At 64.8% G+C, this 21154-nt stretch carries 17 protein-coding genes and 2 pseudogenes; 3 read left to right on the top strand and 16 right to left on the bottom strand.

From position 1 onward, the window contains the following. Positions 1-113, bottom strand: a pseudogene (locus A7Q26_RS16655) (IS6 family transposase); the annotation flags it as partial. 59 nt (positions 114-172) lie between these two features. Here A7Q26_RS16655 and A7Q26_RS16650 point away from each other — a divergent pair. After that, a pseudogene (locus A7Q26_RS16650) lies at positions 173-2845 on the top strand (Tn3 family transposase); the annotation flags it as partial. 196 nt (positions 2846-3041) lie between these two features. Here A7Q26_RS16650 and A7Q26_RS16645 read toward each other — a convergent pair. The 13 genes from A7Q26_RS16645 to A7Q26_RS16585 form a co-directional block, all read right to left on the bottom strand. Next, positions 3042-3791: an HAD-IIB family hydrolase gene (locus tag A7Q26_RS16645; protein ID WP_004212890.1), complete on the bottom strand. Its 750-nt coding sequence runs from the start codon at positions 3789-3791 to the stop codon at positions 3042-3044. Then, positions 3788-6289 carry a heavy metal translocating P-type ATPase gene (locus A7Q26_RS16640; protein WP_004212886.1) on the bottom strand — a complete coding sequence of 834 codons (2502 nt, stop codon included), beginning with the start codon at positions 6287-6289 and terminating at the stop codon, positions 3788-3790. The genes A7Q26_RS16645 and A7Q26_RS16640 overlap by 4 nt, the downstream gene beginning before the upstream one ends. Continuing rightward, the gene (locus A7Q26_RS16635; protein ID WP_004212885.1) at positions 6286-6894 is read right to left on the bottom strand and encodes a cation transporter; all 609 of its coding nucleotides are present in this window, start codon (positions 6892-6894) and stop codon (positions 6286-6288) included. The genes A7Q26_RS16640 and A7Q26_RS16635 overlap by 4 nt, the downstream gene beginning before the upstream one ends. Beyond that, complete coding sequence (locus tag A7Q26_RS16630; RefSeq protein WP_004212882.1) at positions 6891-7577, bottom strand: ZIP family metal transporter; 687 nt, start codon at positions 7575-7577, stop codon at positions 6891-6893. The genes A7Q26_RS16635 and A7Q26_RS16630 overlap by 4 nt, the downstream gene beginning before the upstream one ends. A 3-nt stretch (positions 7578-7580) precedes the next feature. Beyond that, complete coding sequence (locus tag A7Q26_RS16625) at positions 7581-7994, bottom strand: hypothetical protein (protein WP_004212881.1); 414 nt, start codon at positions 7992-7994, stop codon at positions 7581-7583. Positions 7995-8041: 47 nt separating this feature from the next. After that, the gene (locus tag A7Q26_RS16620; protein ID WP_009824022.1) at positions 8042-8419 is read right to left on the bottom strand and encodes a hypothetical protein; all 378 of its coding nucleotides are present in this window, start codon (positions 8417-8419) and stop codon (positions 8042-8044) included. Continuing rightward, a complete protein-coding gene (locus tag A7Q26_RS16615) occupies positions 8416-8904 on the bottom strand; it encodes an SRPBCC domain-containing protein (protein ID WP_004212879.1) in 489 nt (162 codons plus the stop codon). Before A7Q26_RS16615 ends, A7Q26_RS16620 begins: the two co-directional genes overlap by 4 nt. Before the next feature lie 53 nt (positions 8905-8957). Next, on the bottom strand, positions 8958-12203 hold the full coding sequence (locus A7Q26_RS16610) for an efflux RND transporter permease subunit (protein WP_004212878.1): 3246 nt from the start codon (positions 12201-12203) through the stop codon (positions 8958-8960). Between the two features lie 3 nt (positions 12204-12206). Then, positions 12207-13385 (bottom strand): efflux RND transporter periplasmic adaptor subunit, encoded by a 1179-nt coding sequence (locus tag A7Q26_RS16605; RefSeq protein WP_004212877.1) that lies wholly within the window; start codon positions 13383-13385, stop codon positions 12207-12209. Further along, entirely contained in the window at positions 13385-14662 is a 1278-nt protein-coding gene (locus A7Q26_RS16600) for a TolC family protein (protein ID WP_013039111.1), read from the bottom strand. The genes A7Q26_RS16605 and A7Q26_RS16600 overlap by 1 nt, the downstream gene beginning before the upstream one ends. 60 nt (positions 14663-14722) lie before the next feature. After that, positions 14723-15019 (bottom strand): hypothetical protein, encoded by a 297-nt coding sequence (locus A7Q26_RS16595; protein ID WP_007406840.1) that lies wholly within the window; start codon positions 15017-15019, stop codon positions 14723-14725. A gap of 73 nt (positions 15020-15092) precedes the next feature. Continuing rightward, the gene (locus A7Q26_RS16590) at positions 15093-17060 is read right to left on the bottom strand and encodes a cytochrome c/FTR1 family iron permease (protein ID WP_004212871.1); all 1968 of its coding nucleotides are present in this window, start codon (positions 17058-17060) and stop codon (positions 15093-15095) included. Then, positions 17060-17686 carry a cation transporter gene (locus A7Q26_RS16585; protein WP_004212870.1) on the bottom strand — a complete coding sequence of 209 codons (627 nt, stop codon included), beginning with the start codon at positions 17684-17686 and terminating at the stop codon, positions 17060-17062. The genes A7Q26_RS16590 and A7Q26_RS16585 overlap by 1 nt, the downstream gene beginning before the upstream one ends. Before the next feature lie 78 nt (positions 17687-17764). Here A7Q26_RS16585 and A7Q26_RS16580 point away from each other — a divergent pair, with 78 nt between their 5' ends. After that, positions 17765-18181 (top strand): MerR family transcriptional regulator, encoded by a 417-nt coding sequence (locus tag A7Q26_RS16580; RefSeq protein ID WP_004212867.1) that lies wholly within the window; start codon positions 17765-17767, stop codon positions 18179-18181. Here A7Q26_RS16580 and A7Q26_RS16575 read toward each other — a convergent pair. Then, positions 18175-19377 carry an aspartyl protease family protein gene (locus A7Q26_RS16575; protein WP_013039112.1) on the bottom strand — a complete coding sequence of 401 codons (1203 nt, stop codon included), beginning with the start codon at positions 19375-19377 and terminating at the stop codon, positions 18175-18177. The genes A7Q26_RS16580 and A7Q26_RS16575 overlap by 7 nt on opposite strands. Positions 19378-19666: 289 nt before the next feature. Then, positions 19667-20239: a recombinase family protein gene (locus A7Q26_RS16570; RefSeq protein ID WP_009824027.1), complete on the bottom strand. Its 573-nt coding sequence runs from the start codon at positions 20237-20239 to the stop codon at positions 19667-19669. A 191-nt stretch (positions 20240-20430) separates the two neighbouring features. On the opposite strand from A7Q26_RS16570, the gene A7Q26_RS16565 reads away from it, so the two are divergent. Beyond that, positions 20431-21154 (top strand): helix-turn-helix domain-containing protein (locus A7Q26_RS16565; protein WP_157102581.1); only part of this gene is annotated, 724 nt, incomplete at its 3' end.

Raw genomic sequence — 21154 nt, 5'->3', positions numbered from 1 at the left:
CGTTCCGCCAGCATTTCCTCAAGGTCGCGATAGCTGATCGGATAGCGACAATACCAGCGCACCGCCCACAGGATCACATCACCCTGGAAATGGCGCCACTTGAAATCCGTCATCGTTCCGTCCGTCCAATCTCCGCCAAGCATGCTCAAGCTTCACGATTTTTGCAACAGAGCCGGTATCGGATTTCATCGCGGCCCAGCTCGGCCTGACCAGCGACGATCTACTCCTCTATGCCGCGCGCGAGGAGACCCGGCACGAGCATCTGGCGGACCTTCGCCGAATCTACGGCTATCGCTCCTTTTCGGGGCGGGGCGCACGGGATTTGCGCGAATGGATCGCTCGGGAAGCCGAGGCGGCGACATCGAATGAGGATCTTGCCCGTCGCTTCGTTGCGGAGTGTCGCCGCACCCGCACGATCCTTCCCGGCTCCTCGACGATCGAGCGCCTTTGCGCCGATGCGCTGGTTGAGGCCGAGCGCCGGATCGAGGATCTTATCGCCCATCGCATCACGCCAACCCTGAGCGAGAATTTGGCTCACCTGTTGGAGGATACGGTGGATGGTCGCGTCACGCGCTTCGTATGGCTGCGACAGTTCGAGGTTGGCGCAAATTCAGCAGCCGCTAACCGGCTGATGGATCGACTGGAATATCTTCAAAGGTTCGATCTTCCGGCGGATTTGCTGGACGGCGTGCCGGCGCATCGTGTGACCCGGCTTCGCCGGCAGGGCGAGCGCTATTACGCCGACGGCATGCGTGATCTGCCCGAAGACAGGCGGCTTGCGATCCTCGCTGTCTGCACCCTGGAATGGCGGTCATCGCTGGCCGATGTCATCGTGGAGACCCACGATCGCATCGTAGGCCGTCTCTATCGGGCCTCCGAACGCCTTTGCAACACCAGGATCGCCGACGAAAAGGCGGCCGTTCGGGACACGCTGAAGTCCTTTGCCGAAATCGGTGGTGCTTTGCTTGGAGCGCAGGACGATGGCACGGCCCTGGACGGGATAATCGCCACCGGGCCTGGCTGGGAACGGTTCAGAACCCTTGTCGCCACGGCCTCCGCGCTGACCAACGTGCTCGCGGCCGACCCGCTCAGCCGTGTGCTGGACGGCTATCACCGTTTCCGCCTCTACGCGCCCAGGATGCTGCGCCTGCTCGACATGCAGGCGGCGCCGATCGCCACGCCTCTTCTGGCGGCCGTTGCGATGCTGCGTAACGGGATCAAGGTCGATCCGCCGGTGGATTTTCTACGTCCCAACTCGAAATGGCATCGTCATCTTCGCGCTGAGCCCAGCGGCGACCACCGGCTTTGGGAAATCGCGGTGCTGTTCCACATCCGCGACGCCTTCCGGTCCGGTGACATATGGTTGGCGGGATCGCGCCGCTATGGCGACCTCAAGCAGCTTCTGGTCCCGCCACAGGCGATAGAGCAGACCGCGCGGCTCGCCGTGCCGCTGCGACCCGGCGAATGGCTGGCCGAGCGCAGGGCTCGACTGGATACACGGCTGAAGGAGTTTGGCCGCGCGGCGCGAACCGGCACGATCCCAGGCGGCATCATCGAGAACGGCAAGCTGCACATCGACAAGCTGAGGGCCGACACGCCCGAAGGGGCCGAGGATCTCGTGCTCGATCTCTATCAACAGCTCCCGCCCGCGAGGATCACCGATCTGTTGCTGGAAGTCGATGAGCGAACCGGATTTTCCGAGGCGTTCACGCATCTGCGCACCGGCGCGCCCTGCAGCGACCGGATCGGCCTGATGAACGTGTTGCTGGCGGAAGGCGTCAATCTCGGTTTGCGCAAGATGGCGGCGGCGACCAACACGCACAGCTTCTGGGAATTGCTGCGGATCGCGCGCTGGCATGTCGAAGGCAGCGCCTATGATCGGGCGCTCGCCATGATCGTGGAGGCCCACGCCGCCCTGCCCATGGCCGCCTTCTGGGGACAAGGGCAATCGGCATCCAGCGACGGGCAGTTCTTCCTTGCTACCGAGCAGGGCGAGGCGATGAATCTGATCAACGCGAAATATGGCAACGTCCCGGGCCTCAAGGGATACAGCCATGTGTCCGATCAATATGCGCCGTTCGCAACCCAGGTGATCCCGGCAACGGTCAGCGAGGCTCCCTATATCCTGGACGGGCTGCTCATGAATGACGCGGGCCGCCGCGTTCGCCAGCATTTTGCCGACACGGGCGGCTTCACCGATCATGTGTTCGCCGCCTGCGCCTTGCTCGGCTACAGGTTCGCCCCCCGTATCCGCGATCTCCCTCAGAAAAGACTCTATGCCTTCACGCCCAACGCGACGCCGGCCAATGTGCGAGCGCTGGTCGGAGGTAAGATCAATGAACCGCTCATCGAGCGCAACTGGCCCGACATCCTGCGCATCATGGCGACGATCGCAGCGGGGATCGTCGCCCCCAGCCAGATTCTTCGCAAGCTCGCCTCTTACCCGCGCCAGAATGAGCTGGCCCTCGCATTGCGAGAGGTGGGCCGCATCGAGCGAACCCTGTTCATGATCGACTGGATTCTTGATGCCGGCCTCCAGCGCCAGGCTCAGATCGGCCTCAACAAGGGTGAGGCCCACCACGCCCTAAAGCGCGCCATCAGCTTCCACCGCCGAGGTGAAATCCGGGATCGATCCGGCGAAGGCCAGCACTATCGCATCGCCGGAATGAACCTGCTCGCCGCCATCATCATATTCTGGAACACCATGAAGCTCGGCGAGGTCGTCAATACCCGGGCCGCCAGCGGTACCCATATCGCGCCTGATCTACTCGCCCACGTCTCGCCGTTGGGATGGGAACACATCAATCTAACCGGGGAATATCGCTGGCCCAAATCCTTAGCGTAGGATTCCGCCCCCTCCCGCAAACGCCCCCTACGATTGAGAAGCGCGGCGGAATCTCTTAGATTGATCGCTGGAGGCTTTGTTCGCGGAGACGCGCACATTGCCTTCTTTTCGTTTTAGGAAGCGCTGCCCTAAGCGACAGAAGCCAGAGCTTTGACAATGCGGCATTCCGCGATGGAGCCGACCATGTATCTTGATCCTATCGGTGCAGACACGCGATGATGGCGGTCACGACGGCGGTGGTTTCCGCGACGTCGCGCACCCTCACTGTGTCGAGGCCGATTTCAGCAGCGGGATAGTCATTCCCACCGGGGAATATCGCATCCCCAATGAACAGCATCCCGTCGAGCGGGACACCGCTCTCGGCACTCAGGCGCTTCAGGCCATAGCCCTTGTCGATCCCTGCTCTGGTCACGTCGATCGATGTCGTGCCACCGAGATTGATCGAGAGCTCCGGCAGCTTCGCGCGCAACGTGGCCTGCAACGCGGTCCTCTTCTTTCGGTCAGGATCCCACGCTTCCTTTTCCTTCAGCGGCGCTGCCTGCCCCAGGCCCGAAAAGGTGATCTGGCTGCCCCGGTCCTCGATCCGTTCGCCCCAGATACGTTCGTCGGCGAGACCGGCATCGGTCAGCGCCTGATCGAAGGCCGTGCGGATCTTCGCCTTCTCCGCGTCGTCGAACAGTTCGGCATAGACCGCGCGCCAAGCGCCATTGATGAACCGATAGAGTTTCGTGCCTGTGGTCGGCATCAACCAGAGACGGTCGAGCGCGACGCCGGCAGGAAGGCGCGAGGCGATCTGCTTTTCGAACTGCGGCCAGTCCCCGCCCGAGATCACCGCCACATCCGTGATGGCGAGCAATCGGGCGAGGATTGCGGCCATATCCTCCGATAACGGCCGCTTGCTCTCGGCAAGCGTGCCGTCGAGGTCGAAGGCGATCAGCCACTTCATGCCGCCTTCCCTGCCGGATCGCGGTAGGCGAGCAGCCTGAGCGCATTGATGACGACGAGCAGCGTCGATCCCTCATGAACCGCCACCGCTGGCCCAATGCCGAGGCCGAGGATGGTAGCAGGCACCAGGAAGGCGACGACACCCAGGCTGACGAAGACGTTCTGCCGGATGATTCCACGGGTATGGCGGCTAAGACCGACTGCGAATGGCAGGTGCGCCAGATCGTCGGCCATCAGCGCCACGTCGGCTGTCTCCAGCGCAACGTCCGACCCCGCCGCGCCCATCGCGATGCCGACCGTGGCGCTTGCCATCGCCGGCGCATCGTTCACGCCGTCGCCCACCATCGCGACCTTGTCTTCGCCGGCGAGCTTCTTGATCGCGGCAACCTTGTCTTCGGGCATGAGGTCGCCCCACGCTTCGTCGATCCCGACTTCGTCGGCGATCGCTTCGGCGACTTTCTGGTGATCGCCGGAGATCATTATCATCCGCGACACGCCCATCTCGTGCAGCCGACGCAACGCGGTCTTGGCAGCTTCGCGAGGCGTGTCCATCAGGCCGATCGCGCCCAGGTCGCGGTCCCCCTTGCGGACCACCATTGTCGTGCGGCCGTTCTCGCGCAGCTTCGCGATTGCGTCCTGCGCGCCCTGCCCCAGCGCCGGAATGCCCTCACTTCCGAACATCTCGGCCTTGCCGATCCACACCGTCTCGCCATCCACGCTCGCGGTGACGCCCCGACCGGTCAGGCTCTTGAGGTCGCCGGCAGTCGGCACGGCACGATCGTTCAGACGTTCGCGGCCGTCCTTGACGATCGCTTGGGCCAGGGGATGGTCGCTCAACGCTTCGACGGCGACAGCCAGCGCCAGCAACTCGCCTTCATCGGCGCCATCGACGGGCACGACATCAGTGATGCGCGGACGACCTTCGGTCAGCGTGCCCGTCTTGTCGAAAGCGATCGCTTTGAGCGACCCGAGGTTTTCGAGCGGTGCACCGCCCTTCACGAGCACGCCGCCCCGCGCTGCACGGGCAACGCCCGACAGGACCGCGCTCGGCGTTGCGATCGCGAGCGCGCACGGGCTTGCCGCCACCAGCACCGCCATCGCGCGATAGAAGCTGTCGCGGAACGGCTCGTCGACGACCACCCATGCGAACAGCAGTAGCACTGACAGGACCAGGACGGCGGGCACGAAGATCCGTTCGAACCGGTCGGTGAAGCGCTGCGTCGGCGACTTCTGCGTCTCCGCTTCGCTCACCATCTTCACGACCTTGGCAAGCGCGCTTTCATTGGAACGGCGTGTCACCTCGATCTCGATCGCGCCGCCGCCGTTGATCGTACCAGCAAAAACCCGGCTTTCCGCGTCGACTGCATCGGGCTTGGCGCGTGCCGCTGCGGCATCTGCGACCGGCACCTTGTCGACCGGGATGCTTTCACCCGTGACCGGGGCCTGGTTGATCGCGCTGGTGCCCTTGATGACGAAGCCGTCGGCAGGCAGGCGCTCGTTCGGGCGGACGATGGCAATGTCCCCGACGACCATCTGCTCGACCGGGATTTCGCTGGTCTGCCCGCCGCGTCGCACGGTCGCGGTTTCGGGCGCGAGCTTCGCCAGCGCCTCGATCGCCTTCTTGGCGCGGCCCATTGCATAATGCTCAAGCGCATGGCCGAGGCTGAACAGGAACAGCAGCAGCGCACCTTCGGCCCATGCGCCCAGCGCAGCGGCGCCGGCCGCAGCGACCAACATCAGCGTGTCGATCTCGAACTTCTTCATCCGGAGGTTGTCGATCGCCTCGCGCAGCGTGAAGAATCCGCCGAAGAAATAGGCTGCGATATAGCAGGCGGTCGGCAGCCATTCGGGCGCGCCAGCGACCAGCCTCTCGATCGCGTAGCCGATCCCCAGCAGCGCGCCACAGGCGAGCGCGAAGATCAGCTCGGTATTGGGGCCGAGAAATTCGGCGTGGCTATGGTCGTGGCCATCGCCGGGGCCGTGCTTCTCTTCGCCCGCGCCGTGGCCCCCGGGGCCGTGGTCGTGGCCGGCATGTTCATCGGCAGCGACCCGCTTGCCCACCCTCACCTTCAGCTTGCGAAGCGCAGCGCGCACCTCCTCTTCGGTGGTTTCGCGGCGATCATATTCGACCCGGACAGACCCGCTGGTGCTGGCGCTTGCCTGGACCACGCCGGGCAAGGCGCACAGCGCATCGCTGACCGTGCGCGCCCGACGTTCGTGGTTGATCCCCGTCACCTGCCAGATCGCATGGCCGTAGCGCTCGGTGATTTCGGCACCTGCGGCGCGCACCATTTCGCGCAACCGTGGCAGCGGCAGCTTGGCGGCATCGAAATGGATGCACAGCGCCGCTGGCGTGTTGCCGTCGAGACAGATCACATGCGCCCGCTCGACACCTTCGCGCTTTGACAGGGTTGATACGAGACGGTCCAGGCAGGCATCGGCCGCGTCAGGAAGGTCCGGCAACAACACTGGAATGTCGAGTTCGAGCTTGTCGTTCATGACGACCTCCTTTCGCTTTTCTTGGTTTCGGCGCGCGCGTCGCGCAGGATTTCGACACCGCCCTTGATGGCGATGATGGCGGTGGCGAAGCCGACCAGCAGGTCCGGCCAATTGGTACCCAACCACAGCACCAGCACGCCGGCGATCAGGATGCCGCCGTTGGAAATGAAGTCGTTGAAGCTGAAGGTGGTTGCGGCCCGGAGATTGACGTCCGGATCCTTGAGGCGCTGGAGCAGCCGCAGGCAGAGGTAATTCACGACGCCGGCGATCGCGGACATGACCATCATGGTAGGTCCGATGGGCTCGCTGCCCTGCACGTAGCGCCGTCCGACATCGATCAAGATGCCGCCCGCGAAGATCAGCAGCATGACGCCCGAAGCGACCGCGGCGCGTGTCTTCCATGTCTGGCCCCGGGTGAGCGCCACAAGGCTCAGCGCATACACAGCCGTATCGGACAGGTTGTCGACGCCGTTGGCGATCAGCGCGCTCGAGTCCGCGAAGAAGCCGGAAACGAAGAAGCCCGCAGCGATCGCCGCGTTCAGCAGCAGGACGATCCACAGTGTGCGGCGCTCCTGCCCGCCATTGTTGTCGTTGCCCGGGATCATCCCATCATCTCCTCAAGTGTCAGCAGGGCCAGGAAGCCGACGAAAAACATCGAGCTGATGAGCGGGGTGTCGGGTTTCTCGTGCGCCTCGACCAGCAACTCCTCCGTGACGAGGTAGAGCAGCGCCATCAGCCCGAAGCTGAGGAAGCCGGCGATCATCACCGGCGACAGCGCGGCGACCGGCACGGCAGCGAGCGCGCCGATCGGCAGCAGCAGGGCCAATGCCGAGACGATCACGATGATGCGCAAGCGCGAGCGATAGGTTTCCGCCAGCTCGTCGGTCAGCGTCAGTCCCAGAAATAACACTTCCAGAGTGAGCGCGATCGTCAGCAGGAGACCTGCCTTCTCGCCCGCCACGAAAGCGAGGCCGAGCACCAGGCCGTCGACCAGAATGTCGATGCCGATCGCGGCGAGTAGCGCCATCGGCCCCTTGAAGCGGGCCTCAAGAGCCTTGAGCCCCAGCATGGTCGCGACGCCCGCCGCCCCGCCGATCAACGTCGCGCTGGGCGATGCCTCATGCTTGACCTGCGGCAGGATTTCGGTCGCTGCCGCCGCGAACACGACGCCGGCAGCGAGATGCTGTAGGCCCGCCACGAGGCCAGGTTTCAACTTGGTGCGGCTCGCGACAATCGCGCCGAGCACGACCGCCAGCACAGGCGCAAGCGTATAGAGCAGTGCCTGCATTTCCTAGGACTCCTCCGGGGTTCGGTGGCAGACGCGGATCTTCCCGCGTCGCGTGAACGCGATCGATCCGCCCGCCACGACAGCCCGCGAATGGTCGCCGCGAAACTCGTCACCGGTTCGCTGCGCGCGCAGGATCTCGGTCCTGCCCTTCGGCAGCCAGGTGACGGCCATTTTCAAGCCGTCATCGATGAAGTCGACATCGGCGCGTGTGCCGTCGTCGCAGTACATGATGCGCTGCGCGATTAGTTTCGACGTCAGATGCTTTTCATGCGCCGGCTCGGTAGGCTGGGTCGGCGCTGGATTACACGCCCCTATAACCGCCCCGGAGACGAGAACGACGCCGAGGCGCGCGATCGCCAGACCGGCCCGATTCAGGCCGCACAAGGTTGTCACATTTGAAATCGACGTGTCAGACATCGGTCTCTTCCGACGAAGCGCCCTGTGGCGTTCGAAGGCAGGGCAGTTCATCGCGTGCCTTCCTGCTCGCAGATCCGGGTACGGCCATCGCCTTCCACGATGGTGAGCTGCGACCCCTTGAAGGTCGCGGTGGCTGTTTCGCCGACATATTGCAGGCCCTGCGCTGGCGCGGTCAGCATCATCGGCGGTCCCCCGTTGGAGCGCCGCAAATCGATCTGCAGGCCGTTGTCCTTGTAATCGACGAACAGCGGTTCCCCGTCGGAACAGCGATATCTATGCCGCCCCATTTCCCCGGTCGCCACGGCGCTGTCGGACGAATGGATCTGCTGCTCCGTTGGCGGGGCTGGCGGCTTTCTTTCCGAGCACGCCGCGAGCCCGACAACGAGGATGACGGCGGGCAGCACCCGCTTACAGTGCATCATCATCGCGCCTTCCTCCTGTAGCGGAAGGGGACGCGCTGACGATTGATAGCCCGGGCAGGCTGACCTACCCGCCAGCGGAGATAGGTTGCGAGGCGATCGTCAGATTCGACCATCAGGGATCGCAGGCGGCGCAACATCATCGCCGCGAACGGCAGGGAGAGCGCCCCGCGCAGCGTGCAGCTATGCGTTAGCCTGGTGCCGCCATCGTCCCCCGCCAGCTCGTACCGCTCTTCGAGCGTGAACAGATAGGGGATGCCGCAGGACCAAGCGAAGGCGTGCGGTTTATCGAATCGATCAATCCGTGCTGGCGTCCGAATTGGCCGGGTGATGCCCTGGATCGCAAAGGTGCATTCTGTGTCGCCGAGCCGGGACGGATCATCGAGAAATACGAGCGGACTCCACGCCCGGCGATGATCCGGATCGGTGAGTGCCGACCAGATGCGCAGTGGCCCGCCGTGAAGCATCGAGCTGGTTATGGTGCGAGGCATATCCCCATCTCCCAGAGATGGGCGGGGCGATCGCGGATCGCCCCGCCCATCCATCAGGCCAAGTTGTTCACGAAGGTCTGACCGTGGTCGTCCCCTTCATGCTCCTCATTGTAGTGCTCGGGTTTCTCGATCACTTTCTGCCCGAACCGGGCATAGAGTGTCGGCAGCACGAACAGCGTAAGAAGCGTCGCCGAGATCAGACCGCCGATGACGACCGTCGCCAAAGGCTTTTGAACCTCTGCGCCGGCGCCTTCGCCCAGCGCCATCGGCACGAAGCCGAGGCTGGCGACTAGCGCGGTCATGATGACGGGTCGCAGACGCTGCATCGCGCCAACATGCGCGGCTTCCTCGCGGCTCATCCCTGATCGGATCAGATCTTGGATCGAGCTGACCATGACGAGGCCGTTGAGGACCGCGATGCCCGAGAGGGCGATGAAGCCCACTGCCGCCGAGATCGAGAAGTCCATGCCCCGCAGGAACAGCAACAGGACGCCGCCCACCAGCGCGAAAGGCACGCCGGTGAACACGATCGCGGCGTCGCGGACCGATCCCAACGCCCCGTAGAGGAGCAGCAGGATCAAGATGAAGCAAGCCGGAATGACCAGCTTCAGCCGTTCGCTTGCCGATTGGAGGTTCTCGAACTGGCCGCCCCATTCGAGATAGGTGCCGGCAGGCAGCCGGAGTTGGCTGCCGATCGCCGCCTGCGCATCCGCCACGACGGATCCGACGTCGCGGCCACGCACGTTGGCTTGCACCACCACGCGCCGCTTGCCGTTCTCGCGGCTGATCTGGTTCGGACCATCGACCACCTTGATCTCGGCGACGCTGGACAGCGGTACATAGCCGCCGCCTGCCACCGGCACCTGCACCTGTTGGAGCAGGCCGATGTCGGCACGCTGCGCCTCCGACAGGCGGATCACCACGGGGAAGCGACGGTCGCCCTCGAAGATCTGGCCCGATGTTCGCCCGCCGATCGTCGCAGTCACGGTGTCCTGCACATCCTGAGCCGTAACGCCCAACCGCGCCATCGCGTCGCGGTTGACGCGAATGTCGAGCATGGGAAGACCGGTCGTCTGCTCCACCTTCACGTCCGCTGCGCCTTGCGTTCTGCGCAGCACCGCCGCGATTTGCTCGGCCGTCCGGTTCATCTGGTTGAAGTCGTCCCCGAACACCTTCACCGCGATGTCGCCGCGCACGCCGGCGATCAGCTCGTTGAAGCGCATCTGGATGGGCTGGGTGATCTCGTAGGCATTTCCCGGAATCTTCGCGAGATTACCCTCGATCCGGCTGACCAGCTCCTCCTTGGGAAGCTCAGGATCCGGCCAATCCTTGCGCGGCTTCAGGATGACGAACATGTCGGTCGCGTTCGGCGGCATCGGGTCGGCCGCCAGCTCGGCGGTGCCCGTCTTGGAATAGACGAATTGCACCTCCGGCTGCTTCGACATCATCCGCTCGATCGGCACCTGCATCGCCTGGCTCTGCTGGACCGACGTTGCCGGAATGCGGAGCGACTGGATCAGCAAATCGCCTTCGTCGAGCTGCGGCAGGAACACCGAGCCGAGCGTAGTGAAAGCAAGCGCCGCCACCACAAGGCTTCCCACACCCGCACCGATCGTCAGCGTCGGGCGCTTCATGGCCCGGTCGAGACCGGGTTCGTAGCGCTTCTTCAGCCACGTGATGATGCGGCCGTCCTTCTCCTCGACCTTCTTCGACAGCCAGATCGCAATCATCGCCGGCACGAAGGTGAGAGAGAGGATGAAGGCGAAGGCGAGCGCGATGATGACGGTCAGCGCCATCGGTCCGAACGTTTTACCCTCCACGCCGGTCAGCGTGAGCAGCGGTACGTAGACGAGGATGATGATTGCCTGCCCGTACACAGAGGGACGGATCATCTCACGCGCAGCGGCTGCCACGGTCGCGAGCCGTTCCTTGACGCTGAGCAATCGGCCTTCATGATGCTGTTGCTCGGCAAGCCGGCGCAGCGCGTTTTCGACAATGATGACGGCGCCGTCGACGATCAGACCGAAGTCCAAAGCCCCAAGGCTCATCAGATTGGCCGAGACCCCAGCGCGCAGCATACCAAAGCCTGTCAGCATCATGGTGATCGGGATGACCAACGCCGCGATCAGGGCCGCACGGAAGTTGCCGAGCAGCAGGAAGAGCACGACGATGACCAGCACCGCGCCTTCGGACAGGTTTTTCGCGACCGTCTTGATCGTCGAATTGACCAGCTCGGTGCGGTTCAGCACCGGCTGAATTACGACGTCAGGAGGCAGCGAAGCGTTGATCGTCTTCAGTTTCTCAGCGACCGCGGTCGACACGATGCGGCTGTTCTCGCCGATCCGCATGATCGCCGTGCCGACGACGACTTCGGTACCGTTCTCCGATGCCGAACCCATGCGGATCGCCTGACCCGTCTTCACAGTCGCAACTTGTTCGACCGTGATCGGCACGCCGTTACGTGTCGCGATCACGGTCCTGGCCAACTCGCTGGCATTGCGAACGAGCGCATCCGAGCGAACAGCCAGACCTTCGCCATTGCGATTGACGAAGCCACCGCCGACGCTGGTGTTATTGCGCTCCAGCGCATTTCCCAGGTCCGTCAGCGTGATGCCGAGCGAGGCCAGCTTCTGCACGTCGGGCACGACGAGGAACTGCTTGGCGTAACCGCCAATCGAGTCGACACCGGCGAGGCCCGGTGTGGTCTTCAGAAGCGGCGTCACGATCCAGTCCTGCGCGGTGCGCAGGTAGGTCGCCTTGTCCTCTTCGGTCGTCAGTCGCTCGCCCTCTGGCGTGATGTAGCTGCCATCGGGCTGTTGGCCCGGTTCACCGGGCTTGTGCTTGTCGTCCTCGCGATGATCGAGACGAACGGTGTACATGTACACCTCGCCCAGGCCTGTCGCGATCGGACCCATTTCAGGGTTCACGCCGTCGGGCAGATTCTCTTGCACGCCCCGCAGACGCTCGCCCACCTGCTGGCGGGCGAAATAGATGTCCGTCGCGTCCGAAAAGACCGCCGTGATCTGCGCGAAGCCGTTGCGGCTCAACGAGCGCGTATATTCCAGGCCGGGGGTGCCGGCGAGCGCGGTTTCGATTGGAAACGACACCTGCTTCTCGACCAGCTCGGGCGAGAGGGCAGGCGCGCGGACGTTGATCTGGACCTGATTGTTGGTGATGTCCGGCACCGCGTCGATCGGTAGCCGGTAGAGGGAAAAGGCGCCGATGGCGGCGACGATGACGGTGAGGAGCAGGACTAGCCAGCGCTTCTCGACCGCCCAGGTTACGATACGGGCGATCATGGCTTAATCCTCGTGGCTCGCTTCGCCCTTGCCGATCTCGGCCTTGAGCGTGAAACTTCCGGTGGTGGCGATCTGTTCGTTGCCGGTCAGGCCCGACCGGACGATCACCGTGTCGCCCGACGCATCGCCGAGCTGGACCGGGGTCGCCTTGAAGCCGGTGGGCGTGCGCACGAACACGACCGACTTGCCCTCGAAACTCTGGACCGCCGTCGTCGGCACGCGGACCGCCCCGCTCCCGCCGCTGCCCGTGAGCTGCACGGCTGCCGTCACAGGCTCGCCGACCCGCCATTCGCCACCGCGATTGTCGAGGGTGGCGAGCGCAGGCACGAGCCGCGTCTGCGGATCAAGCGCCGGCGACACGAAGGTCACGCGGGCGGTCGCCTGACGGCCTGCCGCCTTCACCAGCACCGTATTGCCGGGACGCACCCGGCCCGCATCCTCGGGCTTGAGATTAAGCGCGATCGACACCTGGCTCAGGTTGGCGATGCGATAGAGTTCGGCATCCGCCGCGACCGTTTGTCCCAGCGTCACGGGGCGCGCAATGATCTGGCCCGAGATCGGCGCGGCAATGCCGAGCCGGTTGAGCCCGCCGCCGCCGACACCCGCCGCCGAAACCATGCTCTGCGCCTGCGTCAGGGCGATCCGCGCCTCCGTCGCCGCTGTGCGGGCGGCGATCAGATCCTGTTCAGGGGAGACTCTCTGCGCGAACAGCCGCTGTTCGCGCGCGAGGTTCGAATTAGCGAGCTGAAGCCGCGCCCGCGCCGCCTCGACCTCGCCCTTGATCTGCGCCGCCTCGCGGCTTTCGATGACCGCAATGGTCTGGCCGCGTCCGACCGATTGGCCGAGGTTACGGGTGAGCGCGACCACGCGTCCCGCAATTGCGGCCGAGACGACCTGCGTTCCCTGTGGGTCGCCCTCGATGATCGCGGGCAGCTCGATCGTCCCGGCCCCGCCGATGATCGGCCGTCCGACCTGGACGCCCGCTGTGGCGATCTGGTCGGCACCCAATGTGACGACGCCTTCACCGGCATGACCGCCTTCAGCACCGCCCTTTTCCGTGCCCGCTGCCGTCTCATTGGCAGCTGCGCCTTCGGCAGTTGCCTCGTTTCCGCCATCCTTGCCGCCGCAGGCAGCCAAGAGCAGGGCGAGCGACGCCGCGCCCGCGAGATAAAAGCTCTTCATCACTGATTCCCCCCATTGGGCGCACGAGCGGTCAGTCGCTCCACTTGCGCGCGGGCATTCTGGTAATTGGCAAGCGCGTCGATCGCGGCGACCCGCGTTTCGGCGAGCGTGCGTTCAGCATCGAGCAATTCGAGCTGGCCGAACTTGCCCTCGCGATAGCCGATCCGCGCGATGCGGGCGGCCTCCTGTGCAGCCGCCAGCGCCGGCCCCGACGCCGCACGAGCCGTCGTTGCGGCATTGGCCGCCTGCGCCTGCGCGTCCGTGATCGCCTGTTCGATGTCGAGCGCGGTCACGCGGCGCTGCGCATCCGCCTGGGTCCGCTGCGCGGTCGCCTGCGCAATCGCGGCGCGACCATTGTTGAACACCGGGATCGGGATCGACACGCTGAACACCGCCGCCATGTCGTTGGTCGCTTCCAGGCGGCGGATCGACGGCCCGACGTTCAGGTCAGGCACGCGATTGGCGCGCGCGAGCCGCACGCCGGCTTCGGCAATGGAGAAATCCGCGTTGGCTGCCGCCAGCGCGAGTGTGCCGGTCGTGTTGACCGGTGCCAACGGCCCATAGACGTTCACATCGGGAAGGCGATCGAGCAGCGTGTCATCGAGCAGGCCGTCGATCGGCCGTCCGATCCGACGCGCCAGATTGGCGCGGGCCGCCTCGGCCAAGCGAAGCTGCCGCTCCACATTGGCGTCGGCATTGATACGCGCGACATCCGCGCGCTGTTGCTCGAGTGGCGATGCCCGCCCTGCCTGCACGCGAACGCTCGCGGCCCGCAGCGCATCGCTGGCGATCCGGGCCTGATCGCGGGCTGTCATTACCCGGCGATCGGCCGCGACCGCTTCGACATAGAGCTGCGTTACCTGAAGCCGGACATCCGCCGCGATGATCGCGGCCTGGATCTCGGCCCGGGACAATTGCGCATTGGCGACCGCGACGCGGGCGCCGCGCTTGCCGCCTAGCTCGATCGGGATCGCAAAGCCGACCGTGGTTTCCGCGCTGCGGACCCCCCGATACGGCCCGGAGCCGATGACATTCTCGACTTGGCCTTGAACCACCGGATTGGGCCGCAAGCCGGCGACTGTGCGACCTGCACGGGCCGCGTCGATTCCAGCTGTCGCCGCTTCCGCAGCAGGGGCCGAACCGCCCGCTGCACTGACCGCTTGGTCAAGCGTGTAGACCGGCGCATCCTGCGCAACAGGCGCGGACGGTCCGACCTGCGCCTGCGCCATCGTGGCGCAAGACGCTGCGGCCAGCATGGCCGCGAGGATACGATTCATGAAAATAGGACTCCTGACGATGATCGACAGGGGCGCGCCAACGCACGCCCAAATCGGACGTCAGGCTTGGGGGGGCCTCAAATGGACCATGCCGGTGCGGCCGTCGAGCGACGCAGAGGCGGAGATTGTCGGCTTGGGCACTGTGAGGACGGGGGTATATTCCATCGTCGTGCGCGCAGGCGCGCCGACGTCGTGTCCGTGACAATAATTGTGATGATGCGGGACATTCTTGTCCGAGTCCGATGGCACCTGATCGATGTCACCGGCGGTATGGACCGTGAACTCAACGCCCGCGATGCTTCCCCCCGCCAGATCGGCGGCATGGGCCATGCCGGAGAAGCTGGTCAGGACCAGCATCAGGCATGTCAGGAAAGGCAAAAAGGCTCGCACTAGCTTGCCTCTATCACGGAAGGGTTTTCATGTCATTGCACTAATTCGAACCAAGGGTCACTGAGCCGGAACCCGAGCGGGATCGGTCGCGCCCGTTCCAGGCGAACCCGACCGCAATGGCGACCGCCATCAGGAGTTGCGCCAGCACCGATTGCCAAGTGGGAAACACGCCGAGCATCGACAGCCGTGGCACGTCCGCGAGCGGTGCGATGTTGATAAGGCCGGCTTCCTGGAGCGCGGCGACGCCTTTACCCGCCAGCACGACGGTCAGGACCGCCATGAGCCAGGAGCTATAGCGGAAGAACTGCGCGATCGGCAGCTTGCGACTGTAGCGAAGCATGGCCCAAGCGATCAGGCTGAGCAGTCCAATCGCCGACCCGGCCCCCGCGAGAAGCATCCCGTTGTCACCTTGCGCCGAAAGCGCGGCATAGAACAGGATCGTCTCGAAGACCTCGCGATAAACTACGACGAACGCCAGCCCGAACAGGAACCAGCCCGACCCGCCCGAGAGCGCCCGCGACATCTTCTCGCGAATATAGCGCTGCCACTGATCGGCCTGCGCCTTGCCGTGCATCCAAATCCCGACCGAGAGCAGCACGACCGCGGCGAACAGCGAGCCAAACCCTTCCGTCAGCTCCCGGCTCGCACCGCTGATCCCGATCGCATAGGTGGCGACCGCCCAGGTGATCCCGCCCGCGATGATCGCGCTGACCCAGCCGCCATGCACGTACCGCAGCGCCTCGCCGCGCTCGGCTTTACGCAGGAACGCGATCATGGCGACAACGATGAGCAGGGCTTCGAGCCCTTCACGCAGCAGGATCGTGAACGCGCCCAGGAACGTGGACGCTTCGGTGGCGGCATCAGGCGCGAGCGCCGCTTCCGCATCGTCGAAAAGGCCGCCCAGTACTGCGACCTTCTCCGCGAGATCATCGGGCGACGCGCCCCGGTCGATCGAGGCGCGGAACTCCCCCATCGCGCCCTCGATTCGACCCATCAGCGTCGCGTCGCGCGCGGTGAGTGTTGGCTCGATCGGCTCGAACCCATCGAGATAGGCCGACAGCGCCAGCTCTTTCGCCATGCGCGCATCGCCGCGCCGCGCAGCCGCCACGCTTTCGGCGAGTTTGGCGCGGGCGACCGCGAGCGAGCCGGGAGCCTGTTGTATCACCTGTTCGGGATGACGACGCAGGAACGCGAGCACTGGGTCAGCCTTGGCGTCGCCGATCGCCGCGCCGAGCGCGGCCGGGGTGAGCGCGACCAGGGTTTTCAGGTCCGGAATGCGCCGGCGAAGGGTCGGGTCGGATTTCCAAAGCCGCTCGCCTTCGCGCGCCTGCGCATCCGTGAAGGCGAAGCTCCCGGCTCGGAATGCTAACGCCCAGCGCTGATCGTTGGGCAGATCGGCGAAGCTCTGCATCGCGGTCCCGTCGATGCCTTGCGTCACCACCTGATAGAGCGCGAACACGCTGCGCTGGCGCGCGCGCTCGGCATCGGTGAAAGCAATCGGGGGCGTAGCGAGCTTGGCGGCGTCAGGGCCACGGCCGTTGCCCGTCATCCCGTGGCAGGACGCGCAGGATTGTCGGAACAGTGCATCGCTGGAGACGAGGTTCGGAGCCTTATCGGGCGCGAGCGGCACCGGGTAGGCGCGCAACAGATCGGCCGCGAGCCCGTGCGCCAATGTTGCCACCTGTTCAGTCGGTCCCTTTTCCGCGATCACCGCCTGGAGGTTGGCAGCCCGCTGGATGAGGGCTTGACGCTCCGGCTTCGCCGGCAGGCCCTGAAGCCGTGTCGAGACCGACGCGGCGAACTCCGTCATCTCGGCATATTCCGACGTGCTCTTGATCCGACCGTTGGCGACCGCGCCGCCATAATCGACGGCCATATAGTCGAGCAGCCGCCATGCGGTTTGCACGTCGCCGGGTTCGGCGATTGCCGCAGCAGGGATCAGCAGCGCCGCGAGCGCGGAGAGCAGCCGCAACGAGAGCATTGCCCGGATCAACGCGAGCAGACGCACTACCGCTCTCCCAATTCGCGCCGAGCGCCAGTGACGATTTCATAAGCGGAGTGGAGGAACAGGAGGGCGATGAGGCCGGCGACGGCGAGGTCCGGCCAGGCGCTTCCTGTCCACGCCACCAGACCGGCCGCGGCGATCACCGCCACGTTGGCGAGCGCGTCGTTGCGGCTGAACAGCCAGATCGCGCGAACATTGGCGTCCCCTTCCCGGAAACGCGCAAGCACCAAGGCGGACACGACATTGATCGCGAGCGCGACAACGCCGATTGTGCCCATCAGTTCGGCATCGGGCGCGGTTGCGTTCAGGGCGCGCCAAATCGCGAAACCGATTACGCCCACGCCAAGCGCACCGAGAAACAACCCCTGCGTCAGCGCGACCTTTGCCCTCGCCCGTGCGGACCAGGCAAGCGCGAGAAGACCGATAAGGCTGATCGACCCGTCCCCGAGAAAATCGAGGGAATCCGCTTTCAGCGCTTGGCTATCGGCGATGAACCCGCCGAACAGCTCGGCGACTCCGAAGCCGAGGTTGAGCACCACGACGGTCAGCAGCGCACGGCGATAGGCCGGATCGGTTTGCGCGCGCGCGGGCTCCCCGTGGCACCCGCAGCTTTCGGTAGAAGCATTCATGCGGCCTTCCTTACCACCTCCAGTCGCTGTAGAAGCAAGCGAAATGTGCGACACGTTCGCATAAGCAAGGATGGCATGATGAAGCCGGTGATGATTGGGCAGCTCGCCAGCGAGACCTCGACGAAGGTGACGACGATCCGCTTTTATGAGTCGATCGGGTTGCTCCGATCCGCCCCTCGCACGGCGTCGGGTCGCAGAACCTACGATGCCAGTGACATTGAGCGTTTGCACTTCATCCGCAACGGTCGCCGGCTTGGCTTCTCCGTCGACGAGATCCGTTCGTTGATGGGGCTGGCGCAGAACCCGGACCAGGATTGTGGTGCCGCCTCAGCTATCGCTGCTCAGCACCTCAAGGATGTGGAGGAGAGACTGGCGCAACTCGCGGTGTTGCGGGATGAGTTGGCAATGCTCAGCCAGAGCTGCACCAAGGCGCGCATGGCCGATTGTCGGATCATGAAGGCGATCGGCAAAGGCCACCCTCAAGCCGATCAATAATAATCGGCCAGCCTGAGCTCGCGCACATCACCCGAGGCCATCGTCAGCTTTACGAGGGTGCCAGCAGGCCGGGAGCGCACTTGCCAGAGCTCCCCACGCGTATAGTTCGCATCGATCGAATGGCCGTTCACCGCCACGATCCGGTCGCCGACCGCCCAGCCAGCCTTTTCCGCGGGACTGTTCGCCGCCACATGAACAACGGTGAGCGCCGTTGGTGAGGCTGCGAGGCCAAGGCCGCTACGGTCCTTCAGCATCGGCAGGCGACGACGAGGACCGAGTGGCCGGAGCCACACGAATCCGGCGGTCACGTCGAACACCACGTCGAATTGAGCGATCAGCGGTAGGCCGACATTGCCAACCGTGCTGGTGGAGAGCCAAGCTCTCATCCCGAGTGTGGGGACGTTCGAGACGCCAAGCCCTTCGATGTTGATGTTCTGGATCGTGAAAGCATCGTTGATACGCACACCATCGACGCCGCCGATCGCCGCGGTCGAGACGAGCTTCCCGTTCAACAGCCCTTGATCGCGGGCATAGGCCGACGAGAGCATCAGCGCGGCCGAGCTGCCAAGATCGATCATCAAGGGCACGGGAGGCAAACCCGAGACGGAAGCTCGAATGAACAGCTCCTGCTTGGCACCGCGCCCGAGCGCGACAGCGCGCCAGTCGGGACCGGCGAGAAACGTGCCTGACTTGACGACCGCCATACGCCTTTTCGCGAAATCGAGCGCGATGCAGCTACCCGTGAACATATCGGCACCGAGGAGGATATCGATCGGTCGTCCGAAGGCCGCCGACACTGAACTCAGATCACCAACGACGGCAAAGGGTAAGCGACGGGTTTCGCGGGCGAGCTGTACGTCGATGTCGCGGACCAGCAGCACCGGGGCCTTGGCGCTCAGCCCGCTAATCATGCGCCGCTCACCATCGTTCAAGCCGAGCTTCGCCGCGAGCGCCGTGCTCATGATCGACGCGCCGCTGCCACTGTCGAGCACCGCCCGCACCGGCACTCCGCGCACTTGTGCCGAAACAAGGAGGGTATCACCCGTGCCGACTTCCAGCGGCTCCCATTCGAGGTGAGCCGCACCGAAGTTCCACGAGCCCGCAGACCGGGAAGTCTGTCGCGCGAGCGTTGGAGAACCGAGCACCAAGCCGGTTCCACAGGCCACCAGCCGCGCCACTAATGAGCGTCGAGACATACCGATTGCTTCAACACGGGCCGTCAAAAAGCCACCTCCAGCCCCCCGTCCGCAGGAGAGCAAATTGCGGTTACATGCTCCAGCCACTGGAGGAGCAAGTGCTTTTGGTGCGCCCGAAAATCCTCAGAAGCGCTTGGAGAACTTTAGATGAAGGATGGTGCAGACCGCTTAGATGCCTTCCCGATAACGAACGGTTCCGGGGGACGCTGGGCCGATCGGGACCGCGAACGGTGTAAACGCTCGCGCTAAGTGGCGGCATTCTGATCGCGCTATTTGTCGGCGAGCGTCGCTACGCGGCTACCGGCTTGGTCTCGGCCGATCGCACATAGGCGTAGAGTTTTGGCTTGGAGATGCCGAGCATCGAGCAAATCTTGGCGATCGGCATCGTGTTCTCGTGGTAGAGCCTGACGGGCAGGTCGCGCTTGTCCTTGCCGAGTGCGGCCGGCCGGCCACCCTTCTTGCCGCGAGCGCGGGCTGCGGTGAGACCGGCCTGGGTCCGCTCGCGGATCAGGTTGCGCTCGAACTCCGCCAATGCCCCGAACAGGTGGAAGGTAAGCTTGCCCGACGTGGTGGTCGTGTCGATCGCCTCGTGCAGGCTCAGCAGCCCGACCTTTTCCTCGTCGAGGTAGGTCATCCATCCGATCAGATCACGGAGCGAGCGGCCGAGCCTGTCGAGGCGCCAGACCACCAGTGTGTCGCCGGCGCGAAGCAGCTCCTTCACCTTTTCCAATCCAGGGCGAGCGGCAGTCGCCCCGGAGGCCTTGTCGGTGATGACCTTCTCGCAGCCGGCAGCCTTCAGCGCATCACGCTGGAGGTCCAGGTTCTGCTCGGCGGTCGATACGCGGGCGTAACCGATTTTCATGCGTAGGGCCGGTGGCGCCCCGATCGGGCGCGGTTTGGGAAGAAAGTCGTCATCGGCAGGTCTATGTTGCCCTAGTTTTCTTTACCGGGTAGATTTACGTCGAACAGGCCGGTTTGGCAACGCGAGCGGACTCGCATGGCGATGGGCAGGCAAATCTCCGTTTTCCTTACCTGCGACACGGACCGTCGGCGGTGACGCATCCGGCGCTTGTCCCGCCGCTGGCGATCGAGCGCTACCGCGTCCTTGAACCGCACCTCGCCGATGGCATCCCGCTCGCGGACCTCGCCCGCACCGGCACGCTGAGCGAGCGGACGTTGCAGCGCTGGCTCGGGCGCTACCGTGCCGAAGGACTTGCCGGTCTCGCGCGTCTGCCGCGCAACGATCGGGGCAGGCTGCACCTGCCGGAACATCTGGTCGAACTGACCCGCACTCTCGCCACCAAGCGCCCGCGACCCCCGGTCGCCGCCATTCACCGAAAGGTGCAGGAACTCGCCATCGCGCATGGACACCGAACCCCCAGCTATGCGGCCGTCGCGCGTGTCGTCAGGGCGATACCGGCAAGCCAGATCGCCGCAGCCTCCGATCCGGCCGTCTACCGCGACCAGCACGAGCTAGTGCATCGGCGCGAAGCCGCGACCTCGAACGAGATGTGGCAGGCCGATCATACCGTTCTCGACATTCTCGTGCTCGATGATGCCGGAACCCCGGTGCGTCCTTGGCTGACCGTCATCGTTGACGATCACAGCCGAGCCATCGCCGGTTACTTCCTCAGCCTCGATGCCCCCAGTGCCCTCAACACGGCGCTCGCCTTGCGGCAGGCGATCTGGCGCAAGCCCAATCCCGAATGGATCGTCAGCGGCATTCCCGAACAGCTTTACGTCGACAACGTCCTAGGTCTGTCTCTTATACACATCT

The organism is Sphingobium sp. TCM1, assembly GCF_001650725.1.
Classification (GTDB): Bacteria; Pseudomonadota; Alphaproteobacteria; order Sphingomonadales; family Sphingomonadaceae; genus Sphingobium.
Note: the sequence above shows the minus strand (reverse complement) of the source record. Positions and strands in the feature narration are given on the sequence as shown.